Consider the following 22,878-nt stretch of genomic DNA (forward strand, 5'->3'; position numbering starts at 1 on the left):
TACAACTTCTCCTTTTTACTTATGCAGTTTTCACGAATATCTTGGAAGCAAGGCCATAACCTATAACCAAATGGGAATTCCTAACCTCCAGTTCTACAGGCCCTCTTAAAGGCCCCCTCCTTACAAGTCTAACCCTAGTGCCCGGCACAAGCCCCATATCGCTCAACCTTTGAGCAGCCATTCGTCCCGCCTCTATAAACACAATCTCTCCCTCTTCATTTTCCCTTAATTCTAGAAGGTTTATAACTTCGTTTTCTACCATCATATGCATCCTCCAAAAGTGAAAATCATTATCAATATTCCACTATAATTGTAACACTTGTTTTGGAAGCAGTCAACAGAAGTCTTTATTAATAGGTTAAACCATATCCAATTGGATACAACCCCGGAATTTCTACAGGTAATTTCCCTGTAGGATTTACAGCACCAAATATTACATCTGCCATGGCTTTAATACTACATGGATTCCAACCGTATTGAACTAAATAAACTTTCACCTGTGGATAATACATGATATCATAGGGATTTCTTACTGCTATTCCAATTACCTTATCTCCTCCATAATTTACTATCTTCTCAGCTAGACTGTTTGGAGACATAATGTTATTTGTCATAAGGATAACTATGTCAGAGCCATCTATTGCTTTTTTTACATTTGAAGTTAAATCTCCAGCACTCCTTAAAGCATTATTCTCAATCACTAAAGATTCATTATTTTCCGGGTGATATTTTTTTAGCTCATTTACAAAACCATTGACAAGCTCATTAGTACCTCCAATTATCAAGATTTTCTTGTTTAATGTCTCTTTGCCTAAAGGTAATAAATTAGCACTATTTTTTAATAAAGTTATAGACCTCTCAGCCACCTCTTTTTCTACTAACAAGTTTTTTTCATTTCCAACTACAGCTCTTGCTTGCTGAATCATATTTCCCAAGTCTATATTTTTCCTTTCCATTAATCCTAACTTATATTTAAGTTTCAGAATTCTCCTTACCGAATCGTCAATCCTCTTCTCTGATATTATGCCCTTTTTCGTCTCTAAGACTAATTCATTGAAAGCACCATTTAAATCTATAGGCATGAGAATTATATCCGCTCCAGCTTTGACAGCTCTAACTACAGCATCTACTGGGCCAAAATTATCAGAAATTGCCTTCATATTCATTGCATCTGTTATAATCACGCCTTCATAACCCCATTCCTTTCTTACAAGATCAGTTAAAATCTTGTGAGAAAGAGTGGCAGGAATAGTGATTTCTCTTTGAACACCCTCTGAAGTTTTTACTATAACTTTAGTATCATCTAATGCCGGAAAGCTTAAATGGGCTGTCATTAAAGCATCTGCTCCTGCCTGGATCGCTTCTTTAAAGGGTTTTAACTCTATTTTTTCTAAAGTTTCTCTATTTTTATTGACAGTTCCCAATCCTAAATGAGAATCTACGGCAACATCTCCGTGCCCTGGAAAATGCTTTACACAGGACGCAATTTTATTCTCCTGAAGCCCTTTCATAAAAGCAATACCCAGTTTAGCCACCACCTCTGGATTACCACCAAACGACCTTATACCTATAACGGGATTATATGGATTTATGTTAACATCCATAACAGGTGCTAAATCCCAATTAATCCCCACAGCCTTTAATTCACTTCCAATAACTTTCCCAACCTTATAAGCTAAATCTTCAGAAAAGGTAGCACCTAAAGCCATATTGCCTGGAAATTTTGTCCCTTGTGAAAGGCGATAAACTAACCCACCTTCTTGATCAGTACTTATAAATAACGGAATTTTGGGTGACAAACTCTGTATGTCACTTGATAATTTTACAATTTGCTCAATACTTTTTATATTATCAGAAAATAGTATTACACCACCTAAATGGTAATCCTTAATCATTCTCTCTAGCCCTGGCGTCATATTTGTCCCAACTATTTCAGGCATAAGCATTTGGCCTATTTTTTCTTCTATAGTCATATTTTTTATTAATTCGTCTATTGGATCTTTTTCCGGAAGATTCCCTTTGTCTGTAGCATGTAAATATAAAAAAAGAACTAATAAAACTACCAACCCTAAAGAAATAATCAATTTTTTACTCATACTACTCCTCCTGCTCACATAATATCCCATATTCTTTCATATTCATATCCCAACCGCCAAAAAGCTACTCCTAATAATTGGTATTCCTCAATTAGGGAAATTTTTCTTCTAAGACTTTCAAAATCATCATAATAAACAATTACAATTCTTCCATCCTCTAACTTCCAAATACCCCAAGGAGAGCTATCCTCAGGATTAACTCCAGATTTTATAAAATATTTGGACTTTTCTTTTATCTCTTTATAACCATAAGCTTTGCCTGATTCAAAACCGGCTTCAAAAGCTGTCTTCATAGGTTCTCTGCTCATAGGTTTTCTTGGTTCCCAATCTTCTACTTTCATTTTATCTATTGAAGTCCAGCCTCTCCCATAAAAAGGTAGCCCTAAGACTACTTTATTCCTATTTACAATTTTTAAAGTATAATCAAGAACATCTCTAATCCACCATAACGGTCCAACTGGTCCCGGTTCTGACCCCATTGCGTGATAGTCATAACCCATTAATATAAATTGGTCCACCAATTTCCCTAAGCCTTCATAATCATATGAATCTGCCCATGACAGCATTTTCTTAATTTCCTCAAAATTTCCTGACATATTTTCTTTTAAATCATCAATAGATTTTGGAGGAGCTGTTTGGCATACCACATCCACTGAAACTTCTTTCCCTAAACGATGTAATTCTTCTGAAACTTTTCCTACAAACTCTGTATATTCATACCTCCACAATCCAAAAACTCCTTCAAAATCTAGATTTATCCCATCCACCTGATACTTCTCTGCAAATTTTACTAGTTGCTCTGCTGCCTTGTCTTGCATTTTTTTATTTCCAAGAATGGAACCAGCAACCCCTTCATCGAACCTTTCATTTACCACCAAAGGCACAACTTTTACTTTCTTCTCTTTCGCTATTTCTAAAAAACGGCGTATTTCCTCTTCTGTTACTGTTAAATGTAAGTCCGCATTAGAATCAAATCTAAGCCAAGTAGGACTTACATGAGTTAACTTCTGTCCATATTCGACAAAAGAATTTATACTCTCTTTAACTTCTGGGACTACCCATCCCAATTTAAACATACTAAGTCCCCCTTTTTAACGATTCATAGACTACGTTAGAAATCTCTTTAGAAAGGTTGAAAGTACTAAAATACTCTCCTTTCTCATTGAGTCCATTATTCTGTCTATTTGTAAGCACAATAATTTCTAAATTATATTCGGGATCAAAAATTACCTGTGTACCCGTAAAACCACTGTGCCCGTACGCTCTCGATGAGGTGAAATCTCCCATGTAATCTTTCCTAGCAATTTCCCATCCATAACCATATTTATACGCATTCCAGGAGGGAGGAGCTGATTTGGACGAAGTAAATTCTTCTATTACTTCTTTACTATACAATTTAATTCCCAAATATTCTCCTCCATTTAACATTAACTGCCCCAATACAGCCAAATCACGCGCATTAGAAAATAATCCCGCATGTCCCGCAATACCTTCATTCGCATAAAAACAGTTGCCGTCATTAGCTTCACCAATCAAAGTATAATTTCTCCATTTGTTCCAGTCATCTATATTTTCTTCCACTGGGTATACATTTTTTTCCTTAATCATATTATATTCAAAAGGATTGCCCCATGAAGTAGCTGCAACTTTATCCCTAGGGTTTTCTAGATATTTATAGGGATTAAAAAGTGTATTTTTCATCCCTAACGGCAAATAAATTTCTTCTCTAAGATAATCATCCAACCTCTTCCCGGTGATAGTCTCTACTATATACCCCAAGACCATAAATCCTATATCACTGTATTTCCTATCAGTACCCGGTTTGTATTCTAAGGGGAGTGAACATATATACTTTAAAGAATCTTTAGAATTCGAAGCGTGATAGTAAATTGGTTTCCAAGCAGGTAATCCAGAAGTATGGGTCAGTAAATCAGAAATCGTTATGTCTTCTTTCCTATTCTGCCCAAACTCAGGAATAAATTCTACTACCTTATCTGTCACTTTCAGCCTATTTTCATAAACCAGTTTCATTATAGCTTGAGTAGTACCCATAACTTTAGTAACAGAAGCTAAATCAAATATCGTATCAACTTTCATTGGAAGAGGATTTGACAATTCTTTACCCATATCATATTTTTGCCGCCATCCATATGCTTTTTCTTTGACTATAACTCCATCCTTGGCAACCAAAACAACTGCCCCAGGAGTAATACCATCTTCAATAGTTTTAAGAACAATTTTATCTATCTTACCTAATATCTCCTCTGACATTCCTACTTCATAGGGAGTTCTTTTTTTAAGATAGTAGTTCCCCATCTCTTCTCTCCTTCATTCTTTTGAATATACAATTTTCCCACCTACAATTGTCATATGTACACTAAGGTCACTACCTAATACTACTATATCCGCATCCTTTCCAACCGCAATACTCCCTTTTTTGTCATAAATCCCTATCGCTTTAGAAGCATTAGTAGACACCATTTTAACAGCATCAAAAAGGGAAATACCTAAGCTTGTAATATTTTGCAAAGCTTTATCTAATGTCAAGGTACTTCCCGCCAAAGTTCCATTTTCAAGTCTCGCTTCTCCATTCTTTACGTACACTTTTTGTCCCCCAAGGCTATACTCTCCATCCCCTAGCCCACAAGCAGCCATAGCATCGGAAATTAAAATAATTTTATCCACACCCTTTATTTTCAAAAGCAATTTAACTGCTGCAGGGTGGGAGTGTATGAAATCACATATAAGCTCTCCATATATTCTGTCATCTAAAAATACTTCTCCCAGCGCTCCTGGCTCTCTGTGGTGGAACCCCCTCATGCCATTATATGTATGTACGGCTATTGTTGCGCCGTAATCCACTCCTTTTTTCATCTCTTCATAAGAAGCACTGGTATGCCCTAAAGAAACTCTAACTCCTTTTTTTGTCACATGTTTTATAAAATCCCCTGATGGATCTTTTTCCGGAGCCAAAATAATAACTTTTATATTACCTCCTGCTGCTTTATAAAATTGATCAAATACTTCTTTATCTGGATCCACTATATATTTTTCATCTTGAGCTCCTTTATGCTCTTTACTTATAAAAGGACCTTCTACATATGCTCCTAGGACCTCTGCACCTTCTACCCCCTTTTTCATTGTTTCTTTTACATTCTCTAAAGCCCTTAAAATATCAGGAATATCCATTGTCATAGTAGTTGGGCAAAAACTTGTAACTCCATGTTTAGCTAAATGCACAGAAATATTGCTTAACGCTTCATAAGTTGCATCCATGGTGTCATAACCTACACCGCCATGTATATGTATATCAATGAATCCCGGTACTATTTTTTTACCTTTTAAATCAATTACTTCTGCATTTATTTCCGAAATGTTTCTGCCTAATTTGGAAATTTTGCCCTCTTCAATTAACAAATCACCGTTATAGAGTATCTCCTCTTCTTTATATATCTCTGCATTCTTTAAAATAAGCTTTTTCACTTTTAATATCCTCCCCATATAAATTTTAAATTTCTTACAAAAATTATATCATAAAAGAAAAAGAGAAAGTTAAAGGTAGACAATTTAAACTTGCCTACCTTTAACTTTTAAATTTTATTTATTATCCACACCTCTTAATATTCCGTTCATAATAAGTGGTACAAGGAAGGAGTCTGCAGAACCATTTTTGTAAATCGGATCTCCTTCTGGCGGCCATCCTGTCACATTTACTCCGTCGAGTACAGGAGCATTAGAATATCTTTCAAATAATGGGATTATTGGTAGTAATTCATTAAAAGCTACAGCTAATTTCTTTGCAACTTGTTTCTGGTGTTCCATGTCTCCCTTTCCTACTTCTGTAATCAATTCATCAAAATCAATTTTTTCACCTTTGTATTCCTGAACAAGAGGGAAGTTCTGTCCAGGCATCTCTTTATTACCTTTAGCTCCTCCGTTATAGTTTAAAAGAGCTGCCATGTATGCAAATTGTGGATGCGGAGTACTTGAACCCCAAGGCAAAAAGCCCATCTGGAAATTACCTTTGTTCATCTCTGTTGTATACTGGCTCCACACTACTCCTCTTATAGAGGTTTTAATTCCAAAACTGTTTAATTGTTGAGCCACATTATCAGCAGCTGCACTCCAATCCAAGAAATCTGAAGGTACCATTAACTCAAATTCTAGCTTCTTCCCTTTATCATCGTACCACTGTCCATCTTTCTTCTGGAACCCTATAGATTTTAAAATTTCTTCTGCTTTTGCAGGATTGTATTCATATTGATTTAACTTATTTATTGTATCTTTATCTAGCCATACATCTAAAAGATTATCTGACATACCAGACATATATTTAACTGCGACACCCGACTTTGCTAACGCAACAGTGCCTGCTTCTTGTCTGTTTATGGCATATGCTAAAGCCTGCCTAAATTCTACCCTGTTAAAAGGATAGATATTATTATTAAAGAATATCGCAGGTCCTGTATAATATGGGAATCTAATAATACGCAATCCCATTTGAACAAATTGTTGTTCTGTTGCTGGCGGAAATGCGTGAGTTACAAAATCAAGTTTTTTATCTAAAACCAAAGGCGTTGCTTGAGCTGTTTCCCCATTATAAATAACAATCTTATCTATCTTCACTTTATCGGCAACCCAAGAATCAGCTCTTTTTACTAAAGTCAATTGGGCTTCTGTAATATTCTGTGTATCCATCTTAAATGGTCCTGAAGCTACATAATCAGTAGGACGGAAAGTATCAAATTCATCTAACAAAGCTTTAAGTTTGTCATTAAATTCTTTATATTCTGCTGTTTCTTTAAATTTATTTAATTCCTCTCCTTTTAGTTCTTTCAATTTATTTGCTGTATCTTTATAGGTTGTATATAAATCTTCAAATTTCTTAGCCCAGTCTCCATAAACTGACCTTGGTTGAGGCATTATCCTTAAAATATAATACTCTACAACTGGACTTATGGAATTCAGTTTAAATTTGATAGTATAATCGTCTACTCTCTCAAATGAATCAATATATCTCCATACCATATATCCTTTTGCACGAGCTATCCACAAATAGGTAATCAAATCGTCTACATTAAACGTAGTACCGTCTGACCACTTTACCCCTTGACGAAGTTTAACTGTGAGGGTAGAATTATCTTTGTCTAAAGTCCAATCGGTAGCAAGATATTTATCCCAGGAACCATCACTCCAGTAATAGAAAGCAAGCGGGCTGGTCATTAAAGCAGTATATGGACTTCCTGGCATTGTAAGTGCGCCTGTAACAAAGACATTAAAGTGAGACTTTGGAGGTACATCATATGCCCATGCACCATGCAGCACAACTTCTTTCTTGGGCTCTTCCTTTTGAGACGTGCTTTGCGCAGGTTGGGTAGGCTTCCCAGAACACCCGGCAAATACAACTGAAAAAATCATTAGTAATGCAATCAATATAGCCCAGTATCTCCTCATACATTCTTACCCCCATTTTTTTGATTTTTAATTTCTGAAAACTTTAAAAAATACTTGCCTTTTGCCCCTCACCCCCTTTAAAAGTTTAATCACTGTCTTCATCTTTTCTTTTGTAAATCACATAGAGTATTAATGTAGTTAGGAAAAAAATTAATCCTATAATTAAGCTAAAAAGAGTAATATAATATTCAGGTGTATCTTTCTCCTCAAAAACAATCAAAATTGCACCGACCAGCACTATCCATATACTTATTTGGAACCATCTCTTTAAAAATTCGCCAATCATTCTTTACTCACCTAGCATCTTCTCTCTGGCATCCTTTATAAAACATGCCACATAATGATTAACTCCATCTGGTTCTAATCCAGGAAGTTCTTTATCACATTTGTCTTTCACAAACACAGGACAACGAGGATGAAAATGACACCCTTCTGGCAGATTATCTAATCTCGGAATATCGTCACTTCTCAATTTTATTCTTTTTTTGGAACGAGTAACTACAGGGTCTGGTTCCGGGACAGCTGAAAGCAAAGTAATCGTGTATGGATGCTTCGGATTTTCAATAATGTCATCTGTAAACCCATATTCCACAATTCTTCCCGTGTACATAACACCCAATTTACCGTCTCCACCAAAAAGTCTTGCCAAAGCTAAATCGTGAGTAATGAAAAGAAAGCCTACTTTAAATTCTTTTCTTATCCTTTTCAAGGTATTTATTATGCTTGCTTTAATCGAAGCATCCACCATTGAAACTGGTTCATCTGCTACTATAAATTTCGGATTAACAGTTAATGCCCTTGCTATAGCAACTCTTTGCCTCTGTCCTCCTGAAAGCTGGTGTGGATACTTATAAATGAAGTCTTCAGGAGGAGTTAAATCCACAACTTCTAATAATTCCAATACTTTCTTTTTTGCATCATTTTCATCTTTCGCAAGCTTATAATAAATCAATGGAGTGGATAAGGTCTGATATACACTCCTTACAGGATTTAAAGAAGCAAACGGGTCTTGATGAATCATTTGAATAGCTCTTCTTATTTCTTTTATTTCCCTTCCTTTTAATTGGCTCAAAAGCTTATCATTATACCTTATTTCTCCTTCTGTAGGCTCTATCAACCCAGCTATAATTTTCCCTAACGTAGTTTTCCCACTTCCAGATTCTCCTACTAGGCATAAGATTTCATCATCTTTAAATTTTAAACTTACATCGTTTATGACTTTCACTACTCTGTTTCTTTTACGATAGAATTTTTTTATATTTTTAAGTTCAATTATCAATTCTTCCACTTTTAATCCCTCACTATTTTTGAATGATTGAAAGCCAATCACTTTGCCTTATCTTAGATAAAGTATCCTTGCTCGCATGATGACATGCTACAAAATGCCCTTCCTGCCCGTCTACAAAAGTCAATGTGGGGGGTGTATTTAAACATACATTACTCCTTAAAGGGCACCTTTCATAAAACGGGCATCCTTGAAATATCTCCGATAAATTAGGAGGCGATCCTGGAATAGAAGTTATTTCTGTTCTTTTACCTCTCAATTGAGGAGTCGAAGTAATCAAACCTGCAGTATAGGGATGGTACGGAGTGCCAAATATATTATACACATCTCCAACTTCTACTATTTTACCTGCATACATTACTGCGACCCTATCTGCTAATTCAGCAGCCAAACTAAGGTCATGCGTTATAAATATAAGTGTGAAATTAAAATCTTTTTTGAGTTCTTTTAATAACTCTATTATGTTTCTTTGTGTTAATATATCCAGCGCAGTCGTAGGTTCATCAAGTATCACAACCTCTGGATTTAGAAACAACCCTAATGAAAGGAGTACTCTTTGTCTCATTCCGCCAGATAATTCATGGGGAAACGAGTTTAATACCCTTTCACTATCCAAGTGAACTCTTTCTAACAAATAACGTGCTTTCTTTAAAACTTCTGCTTTATTTTTCCATCCATGAGAGTAGGCTGTATCTATAAAATGGTCCTTTATGCGCATCACTGGGTTGAAAGCATTAAGTGCCCCTTGTGCCATCATAACTATCTTTGACCAGCGAATTTTTTGTAATTCATTCTGGGATAGTTCAAGAATATTTATTTCTTTTGAACTATTTATAAATCTTATTCGCCCACTAGTTATCCTGCTGTTTACAGGAAGTAGCTTTATAAAAGCTGCACCCAATGTCGATTTTCCACAACCACTTTCTCCAACCAGCGCAATAGATTCTCCTCTGTATATTTCAAGCGAAACATGCTGGAGTGCATAAATTTTTTTGGTAGGTCCTAAATATTCAACACTCAAATCCTCTACTATAATGTGTTTTGTTGCCATATTATCCTCCTCTTCTTAACCTTGGGTTAAATAGTTCTTCCATCGATCTAGTCATAGTGATAAGAGATAATTGTAATAACACTATGATGGTTATTGGAACTAATAAGTACCATTGGGCTTTTGGATTAAACAGTGCTCCCTGGTTCCATGCCAGTGTAATCATTACACCCCAGTTATGCTGCTCCATAGGAACTACTCCCAAGAAAATCAATCCTACTTGTGCGTATATAGCTCCTGTCATACTTAAAATAAACTGTACAGAGATATAACTTAACATATTAGGAAGAATTTCCTTGAAAATTATATGGCTAATAGGTAGACCCAAAACTCTTGCCGCCTCTACATAATCCCTTTCTTTTAAGGATAAAACCTGCGCTCTTATGGCTCTCATTAATCCTCCCCAGCCAATAGCAGCCAATATTACAGCTAATCCTGTGGCAGATTTAAATTTGATAAGCGAAGCTAAAACTAATAATAATGGAAAATGAGGAATAGTTATTATTATCTCTGCTAAACCATTTAACAATGTATCAACAATTCCACCTACCACCGCCGCCAAAGCACCAAAAGTCGCCGCAATTAATACAGTTAAAAGAGCTGCCATTAAAGCTACATATATTACCTCTCTACCTCCATGAAGAACCTGCATCAGTATGTCTCTCCCTTGGTAATCTGTACCTAGTGGATGAGCCAGGGTAGGACCCGTGTAAATACTATTAAGATCTGTTTTCATATTAAGAGGCATCAAATAAGGTCCTATAAAAGCAAGCAGTATAAAAAACAAAGTACCTATAAAACCTACAAAGCCAACCTTATTCCTCATCATAATTTTTAAGGATTCTTTCAAGCTAGTTAATATATTTTCCATTACTACCTTTCCTCTCCCAATAATTTAATTTATTAATCCAGCCTTTAGTCAACTTCTAGAAGTACGTATTCTGGGATCTAGCACTCCTAACAAAATATCCGCCAAGAAATTGGCAAACACAACTGAAGCAGTAATTATTAAAAATATTGCCTGCATCACAGGATAATCCCGTGTAACTATAGCATCACTAAGTTTTAGTCCTATACCCTGATATACAAAAATACTTTCAATTAAAGGCGAACCACCTACTACAAACCCGATAGAAATCGCTAAAGATACAAACAATGGCAAAATAGCATTTCGTCCTACATAGTTTATCATTATATTAGCTTGCTTTATTCCTCTCGCTTTTGCAACTTCTACATAATCCTCTCCTAAAGTCGAAATTGTACTTGATTTCATAACCAACATCCACGAACCTATTGTTGTAAGTACATACACTATTATCGGAAGCATAGCGTGGTAAAAAGCATCTTTTAGAAAATAGAGTGAAAATTCAGGTCTTACACCTGGTGATAAAGAACCTCGTATCTCAGCTATATTAAACCATTTCAATTTTACACCAAAGTAAACTACTATCAACATAGCTATAACGTAATTCGGTACAGCTGAAATAATAGAAGCAAAGAAAGAGAGAACTTGATCTAACCAACTATTCCTGTAAATTGCCATTAAAACCCCTAGAAGTACACCGCCAACAAAACTTATAAACAGCGACACAGTAACTACAAACAACGTCCAAGGTAAGAAGCGCAATATAATTTTACTTACCGGAGTATTTGTAGAAATAATTGACACTCCAAAATCTCCTCTTGCTAAATTTTTTAAATAATCCACGTATTGTACTAACAAAGGTTTACTTAAGTCTATGTGGAATAGCGACGCTGCTCTTTCTTGCGCCTCTTGTAAAGGAACACCCTGAGATAACTGAGTTGCTATAAAAATATCTAAAGGATTTCCCGGCATAAGGCGTATCAAGAAAAACGTAAAAGTAGCTACCACAAAAATTGTAACTAATGCTCTTAAAAATCTTATGAAAAAGTAATTTGTCAGGATTTTTTTCATCATTTATCATCACCTATTCCATTATTAAAAGTTTACATAGTTTATCTTTCTAAAACGGGGCTTTTTTCAACTTAAGAGTTTATGACACCTCCCTATTTTGTATTCTTGTTATTAAATTTTATACTCCCCCTCTTATTATACCATATTTATTTGGTCTTGTCAAGGTTGGTTTTATATTATTTTCCCAGGATTAAGTATGAGATTTGGATCTAAAGCCTTTTTTATAGCTCTCATCATCTCTATATGCGCTGGTTCCAATACTAATGGAAGATATTTTTTCCTCTTATGCCCTATACCGTGTTCACCACTTATTACACCGCCCAACTCCTTTACTACAACATACATTTCTTCAAGAAGTTTCTCAAGCTTTTCATGCCACTCTTTCATAGAAAGTTCTGGCGGCTTTATGGGAGTTGCGTGGATATTCCCATCTCCCGCATGTCCGTAACACGGAATAGGTATTCTGTATTTGTTTGAAATTTCTCTTATTTTTTTGAGAAAAGTAGGAATTTCAGATATAGGAACCACAACATCTTCTAGACTTTGATGAGGACTGAACTGTTTCCATGCCTCTGCAATATTCCGCCTTATTCTCCATATTCTTTCTGAAGTTGTGGCATTATCAGCAACATACACCTCTATTGCGCCATTTTCCATACACAAGTTTCCTATAATTTCATACTGCTCTTCTAATTCTGCCTTATTGTTTCCGTCAAGTTCTATTAAAAGCATTGCTCCTGCTTCCTCAAAGGGTATCTTTTCATTGAGATATCTGCATGACACTTTAAATGAAAGGTCATCCATAAATTCTATAGACGTAGGTATTATTCTTCCAAAAGTCATGATTTTGGGCACTATTTTAATAGCAGTATCTATATCTTCAAAAAGCACCAGCAAATCTACTTTTGCTTGAGGAAGTGGCATAAGTTTAAGGTATATCTTTGTAAATATCCCAAGTGTCCCTTCAGAACCTACCATAAGGTGTATAAGGTCATATCCTGTAACGTCCTTCATCACTTTACCACCAAGATGTACAATATCTCCTGTTGGAGTCACTACTTCTAAACCTATTACATATCTTCCGGTAACCCCATACTTTACTGCTCTTCCACCACCTGCATTTTCTGCAACATTGCCTCCTATATAGCAGGTTTCTACACTCATAGGGTATCCCGCATAAAATAGACCATATTCTTTTACGGCATTATTAATTTCATTTGTAACAACCCCAGGTTCAACAACTACTACCAGATTTTCTTTATCTATTTCAAGAATCTTATTCATCTTTTCAACGGATAACACAATTCCACCATATATAGGTACTGCTCCGCCAGAAAGGCCACTACCAGCACCTCTAGGCGTAACAGGGATTTTGTATTTGTTTGCTAGCCTCACTATTTGTGCTATTTCTTCTGCCGATGAGGGTTTTACAACAGCTTCCGGCATATGGGCATAATGCTTTTCTGCCACTTCATCATGGGAATAGGCTTCTAATGCATCAGGATTACCGTATATAACGTTATTAGCGCCAACTATTTTTTTAAGCTCTTCTACAATTTCATTTGTCAGCTTATTATACACTTACCTCGCCTCTTTCTTGTATTCCTTTATCTTTTCTATAAGCAAAGGAACTATCTGATGTAAGTCTCCCACTATGCCTAGATCAGCAATTTTAAATATTGGCGCATCTGGATCTTTATTTATAGCTATAATATTTTCTGAACTTTGCATACCTGCTATATGCTGTATAGCCCCTGAAATGCCTACAGCTATATACAGTTCTGGTGAAACAGTTTTTCCACTTAAACCCACTTGATGGGGATAAGGCTTCCACCCTCTATCTACAACATCTCTAGTAGCTCCAACCGCTCCTCCTAGAATTTTTGCCAGATCTTCTACTAGTTTGAAGTTCTCAGCTCTTCCTAAACCTCTTCCTCCTGAAACTATTACTTTTGCTTCTTGTAAATTTATCTGCTCTGATTCGTTTTTTACAAATCTCAAAAATCTAGTTGAAGCAGAAAAGACTTCGTCATTAAATTTTTTATATACAACCTCTCCTTTTCTCCCTTCATCATAGAATGCTGGCTTTATCGAATGGGGTCTTATTGTAGCCATTTGAGGCTTAGTAAAAGGGGTTTTTATAGTCGCGAGAATATTTCCTCCTATTGCGGGTCTTGTTTGTAAAAGTAGTCCAGTTTCTTCTTCTATATCTAGAAAAGTGCAATCTGCCGTAAGTCCCGTTTTTCTTTTAACTGCTACATAGGGCATTAACGTCTTTCCCATAGTAGTTGCAGCTGCTATAAATATATCTGGATTGTACTCATCAAGGAGATATAGAATAATTCGAGAGTACACTTCTACAATAAAGTTCTCAAGCCTTGGGTCTTCTACTACGTATACTTTGTCTGCACCTCTTTTTATAAGTTCGTCTATATCTTTTCCCTTAATCCCATATCCCAATAAGATTGAGACAAGTGAACTACCTAATTTATCAGCAAGGATTCTTCCTCTAGCCAAAAGTTCAAATGATACACTTTTTAATTTTCCATATCTAAACTCTGCTAGTGTCCAAACATCACCCACTTTTAAGCCTCCTTAAATGAACTCTTTTTCTATCAGGTAGTTTAAAATTTCTTCCAGTGCTTTGTGCAAGGTAGCCTCATCTTTTACAACTATCTTTTTGCCCTCTCTCATTACTTTTGGGTTGAATATTTTCACTACTCGAGTTGGAGAACCCTTAAGCCCTATCTTATCCTCTTCAGCATTTATTTTTTCTGCATTCCAAATAGGAATTTTTATACTTTTCGCTTTTATTTTACCTTTTAAAGTAGGTAACCTTGGTTCACTTATTTCCTTTACCACCGTCAATACAGCTGGCAACGGCATTTCAATTTCTTCATAACCTTCTTCTACAAGTCTTTTTACTAAAATTTTTTTGCCGTCTATTTTTATAATTTCACTCGTAAAAGTCGAAAGTGGTAAGTCAAGGAAAGAGGCTATTCCAGGCCCTACTTGCCCTGTATCTCCATCTGTTGCACGCTCTCCGCATATTATAAGGTCAAAAAGACCTATTTTTTCGATAGCTTTAGCTAATACATACGAAGTCGCAAAAGTATCTGCTCCAGCAAACCTTTTATCAGAGAGCAAAATCCCGTCATCACATCCCATAGCTATTGCCTCTTTTATTGCTTCTATTGCTTTTTCAGGCCCCATGGATATAACAATTATTTCTCCATCATATTTCTCTTTTAGCCTTATCGCTGTTTCTATGGCATATAAATCGAGGGGATTTACTATACTTTCTACTCCTTCTCTCACCATTGTTCCTGTCACAGGATCCATTCTTACATTGCTCGTCTCAGGTACTTGTTTTATTGGGACTATTATTCTCATAGGTCTTTCTCCTTTTCATCTACTTTTAAAAACTAAACCTCATCACATGAAACTTCCTCGTCACTTTAAAACCCGTCTTTTTATATAAATGCCCTGCCGCGCTTTCTTCTCCGGTCCATAAAAACCACACATTGTGTAGCCCTTTACACCGCATCTCAAAAAGGCAATAGTTTAAAAGTATCTTCCCCAGACCTAACCCTTGCATTGAAGGGTCAACTCCAAATGGACCGAACCTTTCGCGAATCCCTTCATATGCCCCGTATAGACAAAATCCCACTATTTTATCATCTTTCTCTGCAACAAGTATTTGCTCCAAAGGCAATCCCTGTAAAATTCCTTCTCTTATTGCTCTCCCCCAGTCGGGATTGAAAACTACATTTGCAAATTCAATTAACTCATATAGATGTCTGTCCTCAGCATATCCAAATTTAAACCCTTCTTTTTCTCTTTGTTCTTTCAGCTTTTTCACTTCTTCAGGTATCGTAAAATCTAGTAGCGACCTATCCATTGCTACAGGAGAGTATAATTTTGTAAAACCTTGTTTTAAGAGAAATCTGTAACCTTCGTGGTATGTCTTTTCATCAATGCCTGGTAAAAAATAGTTTGGAGCATAGGAAGAGAAGAATATATATTTTCGCCCCTTCTTCTTAACAAATTCTTTCGCTTTTTCAAACATCTTTGTCCCAATTCCCTGGCCTCTATAAGCTGGATGTACAAAGAAGACTGTAATCCAGCTATTCTCTGGCTCTAAATCATCTTTGTACATAGGCAATTTTCTTACCAAAGTAAGAGTAAAACCAATTATCTGACCTTTTTCATTTTCAGCTACAATCGCTCCCTCAGGGTCAAAATTGGGATCTAACAATACTTTTGTACGAAATAGGTGTTGGTTTATTGGGTCAAATGGAAGGCTTTGCTGCCATGCTTCTACTATCCCTTTTTCATCCCCACCTCGATAAGTTCTAACTATATACCTCATTCTTTTCAACTCCCTATTCTAAATTAAATCCAGGTAAAGATGCGCCTCTTCTTTTATTAGCTCCTTCTGGCATCATAAAAGCTTGAGCGTATTTTACTCCCATCAAGCAACCTCTTACTACGGCTAAGTGAGTGTAGTAATCTAAATATCTAAAAGTAGAAACTCCTCCTCTTACAAACTCATATTGTTTTATTGCTTCCACCCAGACATCGTACGTAGAAGTAATATCTACATACACATCCGGTTCAAATCCATAAGGATCTTCCCAATTTTCCCCGTAAAATAGACCTCTAACCCCGTGAGCAGGATACTTCAGTTCAAAGGCAGGTAAAGCCGCAATTAATAATGCTCCTTCCACTATGAGATAAGTATTTGCATGATCTGGATGCATACTATTTTTCCAATGGGTGATTATAACATCGGGCTTCTTTTCTCTTATTACCTCCGCCAACTTGAATTTTACTTCATCATTTACTGGAAGTTCAGCATCTCTGTAAGGTAGAAAGATAGGCTCTGCCCCTAAGATTTCTGCAGCTTTTTTTGCCTCTTCAATCTTTTGTTTAGCATATTCCTCAGGTTTTAAATGTGGATGCCCTTTTTCTCCGGGAGTAAGATGTACAATACTTGCTTCATGTCCTGCCCGCGTGTATTTTGCAATCACTCCCCCCGCAACTAATTCCATATCTCCACAGTGAGCACCTACTGCCATAATGTGTAATTTCTTACTCATTTTTATTAACACCTCTTTCAGCTATATCTCCTCTAATTTTCCATGTTTAATTATCTTTGCTTATTTCCCTATAATTACCCTTAATTTGTCTTTTCATTTAAAATTGCTTCTTACATTTAACATATTTCTTCCAAATCTTGAAACCCAATTTCCCGTAGAAGTCTACAAGATTTGTCCAATCAATTACTATATTTCTTATTCCCCTCTGATTCAGAAAATACATACCTGCTTGAACAATGGCTAAACCATATCCTTTTCCTCTTTCTTCTGGATCTATGCCTAATGGCCCTATTCCTCCTAGCTCTTCTTCAAACAAAGGAGCCCAGTAAACATTTTGAGCAATAAAAGGAGATTTACTGTCATTTATTCTGCAAAATCCAATTATCTTCCCCTTCTTCTCCGCTACTACAAATTCTCTTCCTTCTCCCCCTTTTTCAAAATACTTTATTGCTTCATACTCCCATCTGCCGGGAAAGCATCTTTCTAAAAATTCAAGAAAACTGTTTTTTTGCCACCTACCCAAAATCTTAAATTCAACTTCCGGGAAAACAGGCAATGTAACTTGGCCTTCACCATTTAGTCGACAGTATAAGTCATACTCTTCTCCAAACTCTACATAACCTTTCTTCTTAAACCATTCTACTGTGTCTATGTATTCAAAAGGAATACCAGGAAAATAATGCCACGGATCCTGCCCTAAAACTACTGTTTTTACTCCATTTGCCTTTAAAGCTTCTTCAGCTTTTCTTAATAACTCACTTCCTATGCCTTTATTTCTATAGTCCGAATCCACTAGTATTACCTGTATATATCCTGTATCTTTTTTGTTTTTTACACATTCCAAATCCTCTTTCCATATCTTTGAAATTATAAATCCTACCAACCTCTCCTTTTCTAAAGCTATCCAAGAACCTTCTAGAAGTACATTTTCATCCTCAAGGCTATTTTGATAAAACAACTCTTTTCTGAGTGGAAATTCTTTACCCAATTCTTTATTCCATAGCCTTACAATCTCTTCTCCCTTATCTCTTGCCAACGGCAGATAGTCAATAACCATTACCACACCACCTACTATAAAGAAATTTTTCCCATTACCACCGGATGTTTTGCTCCTGTTGCTTTTGGAATATTGTTAAAATTGCCATTTATAGTCTCACTTGCAAGGATTGCAAAAGCAACAGCTTCTTTGGCATCGCTATTAAATCCTATGTCTTCTTGCGTTATTACCCTAACCTGAGGCAGCAGTTTTTTTATCATTTGTACAAGGGTTTTGTTGAAACTTCCTCCACCTCCTATTACTACTTTGTCAACTTTGTAGTAGGGAAATATAAACTTTTCGTAGCTTCTCACCACTGAATAAGCAGTTAAAGCTGTAACAGTAGCAACCAAATCGTATTTATCTATTTCCAAGTAGGAAGCCCTTTTCATCAAATTATCCACATAATTTTTCCCAAAATGCTCCCTACCAGTGGTCTTTGGTGGCTTAATTTCAAAAAACTCATCTTTTAAAAGTTCTGCTAAAAATTCTTCATTTACTTTCCCATAAGATGCTAATTCACCATCTTTGTCGAATTTCATTTCCCCATGAGTAATCCTCTTCACAACTTCATCTATCACCATGTTTCCAGGACCTGTATCAAATGCAATTACGTCTTCTATACTACCTCCTTTAGGCAAAACAGTAACATTGCCAATTCCACCTATATTTTGTAAGGCAATTGTTTCATTTGGTGACCTATACAAGATATATTCAGTGTAGGGTACTAAAGGAGCTCCTTGCCCTCCTGCAGCTACATCTCTTACCCTAAAATCAGCCACTGTTACAATTCCAGTTCTTTCAGCTATTACTGCTGGTTCCCCTATTTGAAGAGTAGAACGGACTTTATATCCCATATCTTCAATAAAGTCAGGAATATGATATATGGTCTGCCCGTGAGACCCTATTAAATCTATATCTTTCGGGGCAAAACCTACTTTTTTAATGAGTTTTAAGGCGGCTTCCGCAAACAGCTCGCCAAGTAAAAAATTCATATGGCATATCTTCTCAACAGTTCCAGTATGAGGGTCAAAAAGCTCAAATATCTTCTTTTGCACTTCCTCTTCGTACGGAAACTTTTCAAATTCTAAAAGTTCAACCTTTGTATCTAAACCTCTCCCTTTGACCTTCACAAGAGCAGCATCAATCCCGTCAGCAGAAGTACCGGACATTAACCCAACCACTAATCTTTCTTCTTTATTGTAAATACGCAACAACCTATCCATCGCACTTTCCTCTCTCATCGTTCTTTTAAAAAACTCAACGCTAGAATAGCAGCTCCATAAGAAGCATCTTTATCTAGCTTTTTTATATTCGCTTTAGGATAATACCTTTTAATTAACCCAGAAAATTCTTTAAATACAAATTCGTTATTTACAAAAACACTCCCAGTTACTACAATTGGAATTTCAACATCTTCCCATTCAAATGCTTCTATGACTGCTTTTGCAAGCTTAAAAAGCTCTTTGGCTGATTTCTCTAAAATTTCCCTAGCTTCTTTATCTCCTTCTTTATACGCTTCATCTACTACTTTTGCCAATTCTGCTATGTCAGCTTTTGTAATTCCATCCTTATAAACAAATCCTATAAATTCCTCAGGTCTTTTAACGTTGAGCCTTTTCATCATCATATCTAATAATTTCGTGTAGTTCCCTCTCCCATCGTAATACCTCAAAGCTGCCTTTATACCCTCTACAGCAATGTAATAAGCACTCCCTTCATCCCCTAAAAGATGCCCCCATCCGCCGGCTCTTTTCTCTATACCGTCTTTTCTCCCATAAGCCAATGAACCTGTTCCTGCAATCACTACTATTCCTTCTCTTTTTTCTATAGTCTCTGATAAAATTATTTCTGCATCATGCGTAACAACTATATTACCTTTAACACCTATTTCCTTTAAACAATTTGTTACTATCTCTTTTTCTTCTTCCCTTCCTGCTCCAGCTGTTCCAACACAAATTGCTCTACAGTAACCCAATTTAAGATGCATTTTTTCTACAGATTTCACAATCAAGTTTTTTAGGTTCTCACATGCTTCTTCTCTTCCCTCAGACCTTATATTTGTAGGTCCCCCTCTTCCTGTAAAAAGGACATTTCCCTGCAAATCCAGGATAGAAATCGCGCTTTTTGTGCCTCCTCCATCAATTCCAATTACATATTCCATTTCTTCACTTCCCTAAATTCATATGGTCACAGGAAGTTTTCCTAAAGCAGGATATTTCCCCATCAAGACTCCTATCACGCTTTCTACTGACAATGGGGTGTACTCGTAAGCACATACATAAGTAGGCACATTTTCAAACTTTTGAAGGTCATAGGGATTTCTCAAAGCCACAACGATTACATTTTTGTTCACTTGCAAAAGTGCGTTTACTAACTTTACTTGACCTTCGTTTAAATTAGCATTGTAAGTGCCCACGACAACTACTTCTTTATCCCTTGCCTTTTCTAAAATTACTGAAATTTCTCTATCGTTTGGATTTACAGAAATAGTTTCCTCTACACCTCCAAATGTAGAAGTAAATTGTCTTGCAAAAGAAAGCCTATCCATCAAAGCATCGTCTACAAAAGAAACCGGAACTGTTTCAGGAGAAATTGCCAGTACATTCTTCGTCTTTAAAGGGATTAATTTTTTCTCATCTTTAACAACTGTTATGCTCTTTAAACTTATGTCTTTTGCAATTTTTCTATGCTCTTCAATCCCAACTGCTATATCAAATTTGTCTTTTTCAGGATATGGATTGTCAAAAAGTCCATATTTTTCTTTCATTTTCAGTATCCTTCTTACTGATTCATCTATTCTTTTTACAGGGATATCTCCTCTTTCTACAGCTTCTTTTATATTTTCAAAAGCTTTTATCTGTAAATCTTTAGTATGAGAAACAAGTACTATATCTGCTCCAGCTTTTATAGCCATTGACGCCGCCTTTTGAGTGCCAAAATATCTGGCTATCGCATTCATTTCCATACAGTCAGTTATAATTAACCCATCAAACTTGAATTCTTCCCTTAAGATGCGGGTAAGGATATTATAAGAAAGAGTTGCCGGAACTTTATTATCTTCCAAAGCTGGAAAAAGGATATGGGCTGTCATTATCGCATCTACGCCATTTTCTACAGCTTTCTTAAACGGGTATAATTCCACTTCATATAGCCTACCCTTGCCATGACTGACTTTCGGTAAATCAAGGTGAGAATCCACAGTTGTGTCTCCATGCCCTGGAAAATGTTTAGCTGTAGCTATCACACCTTCTTTTTGAAGCCCTTTTATGTAGTTTATTCCAAAATTAGCCACATCCTCTGGGTTTTCACCGTAAGACCTGACTCCTATCACTGGATTTAAAGGGTTGTTGTTCACATCCATAACCGGAGCGAAATTTATGTTTATGCCTATAGTTCTTAATTCTCTTCCAGCTATTTCTCCCACTTTATAAGCATTTTCTGGGTCTTTTGTAGCACCAATAGCCATATTGCCGGGAAGATAAGTAGCTCCTCTGTAAATCCTTGTGACCATTCCACCTTCCTGGTCAATAGAGATAAAAGCTGGTATTCCGGTATTTTCTATTGCTTCTTTCTGTATGTCAGTGCATAAATCCATTATTTGCCTTGCATCCTGCACATTTCTTGAAAAGAGTATTACATTCCCTATTTTATAACTTGTTACTAATTCTCTTATATGGTCGTCGTAAAAAGTTGACGGAAAGCCTATCATCAGCATTTGCCCTATTTTTTCTTCCAATGTCATTTCTTCTATTTTCTTCATTTTTTTCAATCCTCTCTATTCATAGAAATGATAATTCTCTTTCAATCTTTTAAACTCTTCACTTTCTTTTTTCCATTTATCCAATAACTGATCCTCGTCATACTTCATCAGCCTTAACTCATCTGTACCTGCCAGCAAATCAATAAAATATACATTACTTTCCCCATATGGTGGCAACCATTCAAAATTTTCACCACTTTGCCTTATTATCTCGTATAATAGCTTTATCCCCACTTCAACTGAGTCAACAGCTTTTCTATCTTTTACGTGTATTTGAACCCCTTTGCACAACTGCCCTTTGTGTTTAGAAAAATTGGGTACAAAGTAAACTGGCCTAAATACAACCCCTTTTAGTCCTTTTTTGTTCATAGAATCGGCTAATTTGTAAGGGTCAATCCAAGGAGCACCTATAATCTCAAAAGGTCTTGTAGTACCTCTCCCCTCCGAAATATTAGTTCCCTCAAATAAGCAAGTACCGCTATATAGCACTGCTGCATCTAGAGAAGAAATGTTAGGTGAGGGGTTGACCCATAAAAGGCCTGTTTCATCGTAGTACATATCTCTTTTCCAGCCTTCAAGCTTTACGACGTGAAAATCACAATTGATGCCAAATTCTTTGTTAAATAGATGTGCTATCTCCCCTATAGTAAGACCATACCGCTGCGGAATTGGATACCATCCTACAAAAGACCTAAACCTGGTATCTAATATGTTCCCTTCTACTTTCAAACCTCCTATAGGATTAGGTCTATCTAAAACTACAAATTCTTTACCATTTTCTCTACACGCTTCCATTGCATAAGCCATGGTATAAAGGTAAGTATAATACCTGGAACCCACATCCTGCACATCTATTACTAAAACGTCTATTTCTTCTAACATTTCTGGTGTAGGTTTTTTTGTATCTCCGTATAAGCTATAGACTTTCACTCCCGTCCTTTCATCTACGTATCCCTTTACTTTTTCACCTGCTTGAAATTCTCCTCTCACTCCGTGCTCTGGTGAAAACAAAGCAGTTAAGTTAAAATTCTCATGGAAGATTTCTATTGTAGATTTCATATCTTGATTAACACCAGAAGGTGAAGTAATTAGCCCAATTCTTTTGCCTTTAAAAAGCTTTTTATATTTTTCCAAAAGGTCTACTCCACACTTTACCAA

At 36.2% G+C, this 22,878-nt stretch carries 21 protein-coding genes; all 21 read right to left on the minus strand.

Features of this window, described 5'->3' with window-relative positions; all coding sequences use genetic code 11:
• Positions 1–19 precede the first annotated feature (19 nt).
• Complete coding sequence (locus tag ACPLVE_RS01525) at positions 20–262, minus strand: FeoA family protein (RefSeq protein WP_424609439.1); 243 nt, start codon at positions 260–262, stop codon at positions 20–22.
• Positions 263–350: 88 nt separating this feature from the next.
• Positions 351–2,096: a glycoside hydrolase family 3 N-terminal domain-containing protein gene (locus ACPLVE_RS01530; RefSeq protein WP_424609214.1), complete on the minus strand. Its 1,746-nt coding sequence runs from the start codon at positions 2,094–2,096 to the stop codon at positions 351–353.
• A 14-nt stretch (positions 2,097–2,110) separates the two neighbouring features.
• Positions 2,111–3,172 (minus strand): glycosyl hydrolase family 18 protein, encoded by a 1,062-nt coding sequence (locus ACPLVE_RS01535; protein ID WP_424609216.1) that lies wholly within the window; start codon positions 3,170–3,172, stop codon positions 2,111–2,113.
• 1 nt (position 3,173) lies between these two features.
• Positions 3,174–4,412, minus strand: a complete 1,239-nt coding sequence (locus ACPLVE_RS01540) for a serine hydrolase (RefSeq protein WP_424609218.1) — start codon at positions 4,410–4,412, stop codon at positions 3,174–3,176.
• A gap of 12 nt (positions 4,413–4,424) precedes the next feature.
• Positions 4,425–5,579, minus strand: a complete 1,155-nt coding sequence (nagA, locus tag ACPLVE_RS01545; RefSeq protein WP_424609220.1) for an N-acetylglucosamine-6-phosphate deacetylase — start codon at positions 5,577–5,579, stop codon at positions 4,425–4,427.
• A 114-nt stretch (positions 5,580–5,693) separates the two neighbouring features.
• Positions 5,694–7,550 (minus strand): ABC transporter substrate-binding protein, encoded by a 1,857-nt coding sequence (locus ACPLVE_RS01550; RefSeq protein ID WP_424609222.1) that lies wholly within the window; start codon positions 7,548–7,550, stop codon positions 5,694–5,696.
• A gap of 85 nt (positions 7,551–7,635) precedes the next feature.
• Positions 7,636–7,836, minus strand: coding sequence for a hypothetical protein (locus ACPLVE_RS01555; protein ID WP_424609224.1), 201 nt, complete (start codon positions 7,834–7,836; stop codon positions 7,636–7,638).
• Positions 7,837–7,839: 3 nt separating this feature from the next.
• The gene (locus ACPLVE_RS01560; protein WP_424609226.1) at positions 7,840–8,838 is read right to left on the minus strand and encodes an ABC transporter ATP-binding protein; all 999 of its coding nucleotides are present in this window, start codon (positions 8,836–8,838) and stop codon (positions 7,840–7,842) included.
• A 13-nt stretch (positions 8,839–8,851) separates the two neighbouring features.
• On the minus strand, positions 8,852–9,886 hold the full coding sequence (locus ACPLVE_RS01565; RefSeq protein ID WP_424609228.1) for an ABC transporter ATP-binding protein: 1,035 nt from the start codon (positions 9,884–9,886) through the stop codon (positions 8,852–8,854).
• A gap of 1 nt (position 9,887) precedes the next feature.
• Positions 9,888–10,754 (minus strand): ABC transporter permease, encoded by an 867-nt coding sequence (locus ACPLVE_RS01570; protein WP_424609229.1) that lies wholly within the window; start codon positions 10,752–10,754, stop codon positions 9,888–9,890.
• Positions 10,755–10,802: 48 nt separating this feature from the next.
• Positions 10,803–11,822, minus strand: a complete 1,020-nt coding sequence (locus ACPLVE_RS01575) for an ABC transporter permease (RefSeq protein ID WP_424609230.1) — start codon at positions 11,820–11,822, stop codon at positions 10,803–10,805.
• Positions 11,823–11,990: 168 nt separating this feature from the next.
• The gene (locus ACPLVE_RS01580) at positions 11,991–13,400 is read right to left on the minus strand and encodes an FAD-binding oxidoreductase (protein WP_424609232.1); all 1,410 of its coding nucleotides are present in this window, start codon (positions 13,398–13,400) and stop codon (positions 11,991–11,993) included.
• Complete coding sequence (locus tag ACPLVE_RS01585; protein WP_424609233.1) at positions 13,401–14,402, minus strand: electron transfer flavoprotein subunit alpha/FixB family protein; 1,002 nt, start codon at positions 14,400–14,402, stop codon at positions 13,401–13,403.
• A 12-nt stretch (positions 14,403–14,414) separates the two neighbouring features.
• On the minus strand, positions 14,415–15,212 hold the full coding sequence (locus ACPLVE_RS01590) for an electron transfer flavoprotein subunit beta/FixA family protein (protein WP_424609235.1): 798 nt from the start codon (positions 15,210–15,212) through the stop codon (positions 14,415–14,417).
• Positions 15,213–15,237: 25 nt separating this feature from the next.
• Entirely contained in the window at positions 15,238–16,191 is a 954-nt protein-coding gene (locus ACPLVE_RS01595; protein ID WP_424609237.1) for a GNAT family N-acetyltransferase, read from the minus strand.
• Positions 16,192–16,204: 13 nt separating this feature from the next.
• The gene (locus ACPLVE_RS01600) at positions 16,205–16,921 is read right to left on the minus strand and encodes a PIG-L deacetylase family protein (RefSeq protein WP_424609238.1); all 717 of its coding nucleotides are present in this window, start codon (positions 16,919–16,921) and stop codon (positions 16,205–16,207) included.
• Positions 16,922–17,018: 97 nt separating this feature from the next.
• A complete protein-coding gene (locus ACPLVE_RS01605; RefSeq protein ID WP_424609441.1) occupies positions 17,019–17,978 on the minus strand; it encodes a GNAT family N-acetyltransferase in 960 nt (319 codons plus the stop codon).
• 14 nt (positions 17,979–17,992) lie between these two features.
• The gene (locus tag ACPLVE_RS01610) at positions 17,993–19,201 is read right to left on the minus strand and encodes an anhydro-N-acetylmuramic acid kinase (RefSeq protein WP_424609240.1); all 1,209 of its coding nucleotides are present in this window, start codon (positions 19,199–19,201) and stop codon (positions 17,993–17,995) included.
• A complete protein-coding gene (locus ACPLVE_RS01615; RefSeq protein WP_424609241.1) occupies positions 19,198–20,121 on the minus strand; it encodes a BadF/BadG/BcrA/BcrD ATPase family protein in 924 nt (307 codons plus the stop codon). Before ACPLVE_RS01615 ends, ACPLVE_RS01610 begins: the two co-directional genes overlap by 4 nt.
• An 18-nt stretch (positions 20,122–20,139) precedes the next feature.
• Positions 20,140–21,720, minus strand: a complete 1,581-nt coding sequence (gene nagZ / locus ACPLVE_RS01620) for a beta-N-acetylhexosaminidase (RefSeq protein ID WP_424609243.1) — start codon at positions 21,718–21,720, stop codon at positions 20,140–20,142.
• 15 nt (positions 21,721–21,735) lie between these two features.
• A complete protein-coding gene (locus ACPLVE_RS01625; RefSeq protein WP_424609442.1) occupies positions 21,736–22,878 on the minus strand; it encodes an exo-beta-N-acetylmuramidase NamZ family protein in 1,143 nt (380 codons plus the stop codon).

Source organism: Caldanaerobacter sp. (assembly GCF_049701115.1).
Taxonomy (GTDB): Bacteria; Bacillota; Thermoanaerobacteria; order Thermoanaerobacterales; family Thermoanaerobacteraceae; genus Thermoanaerobacter.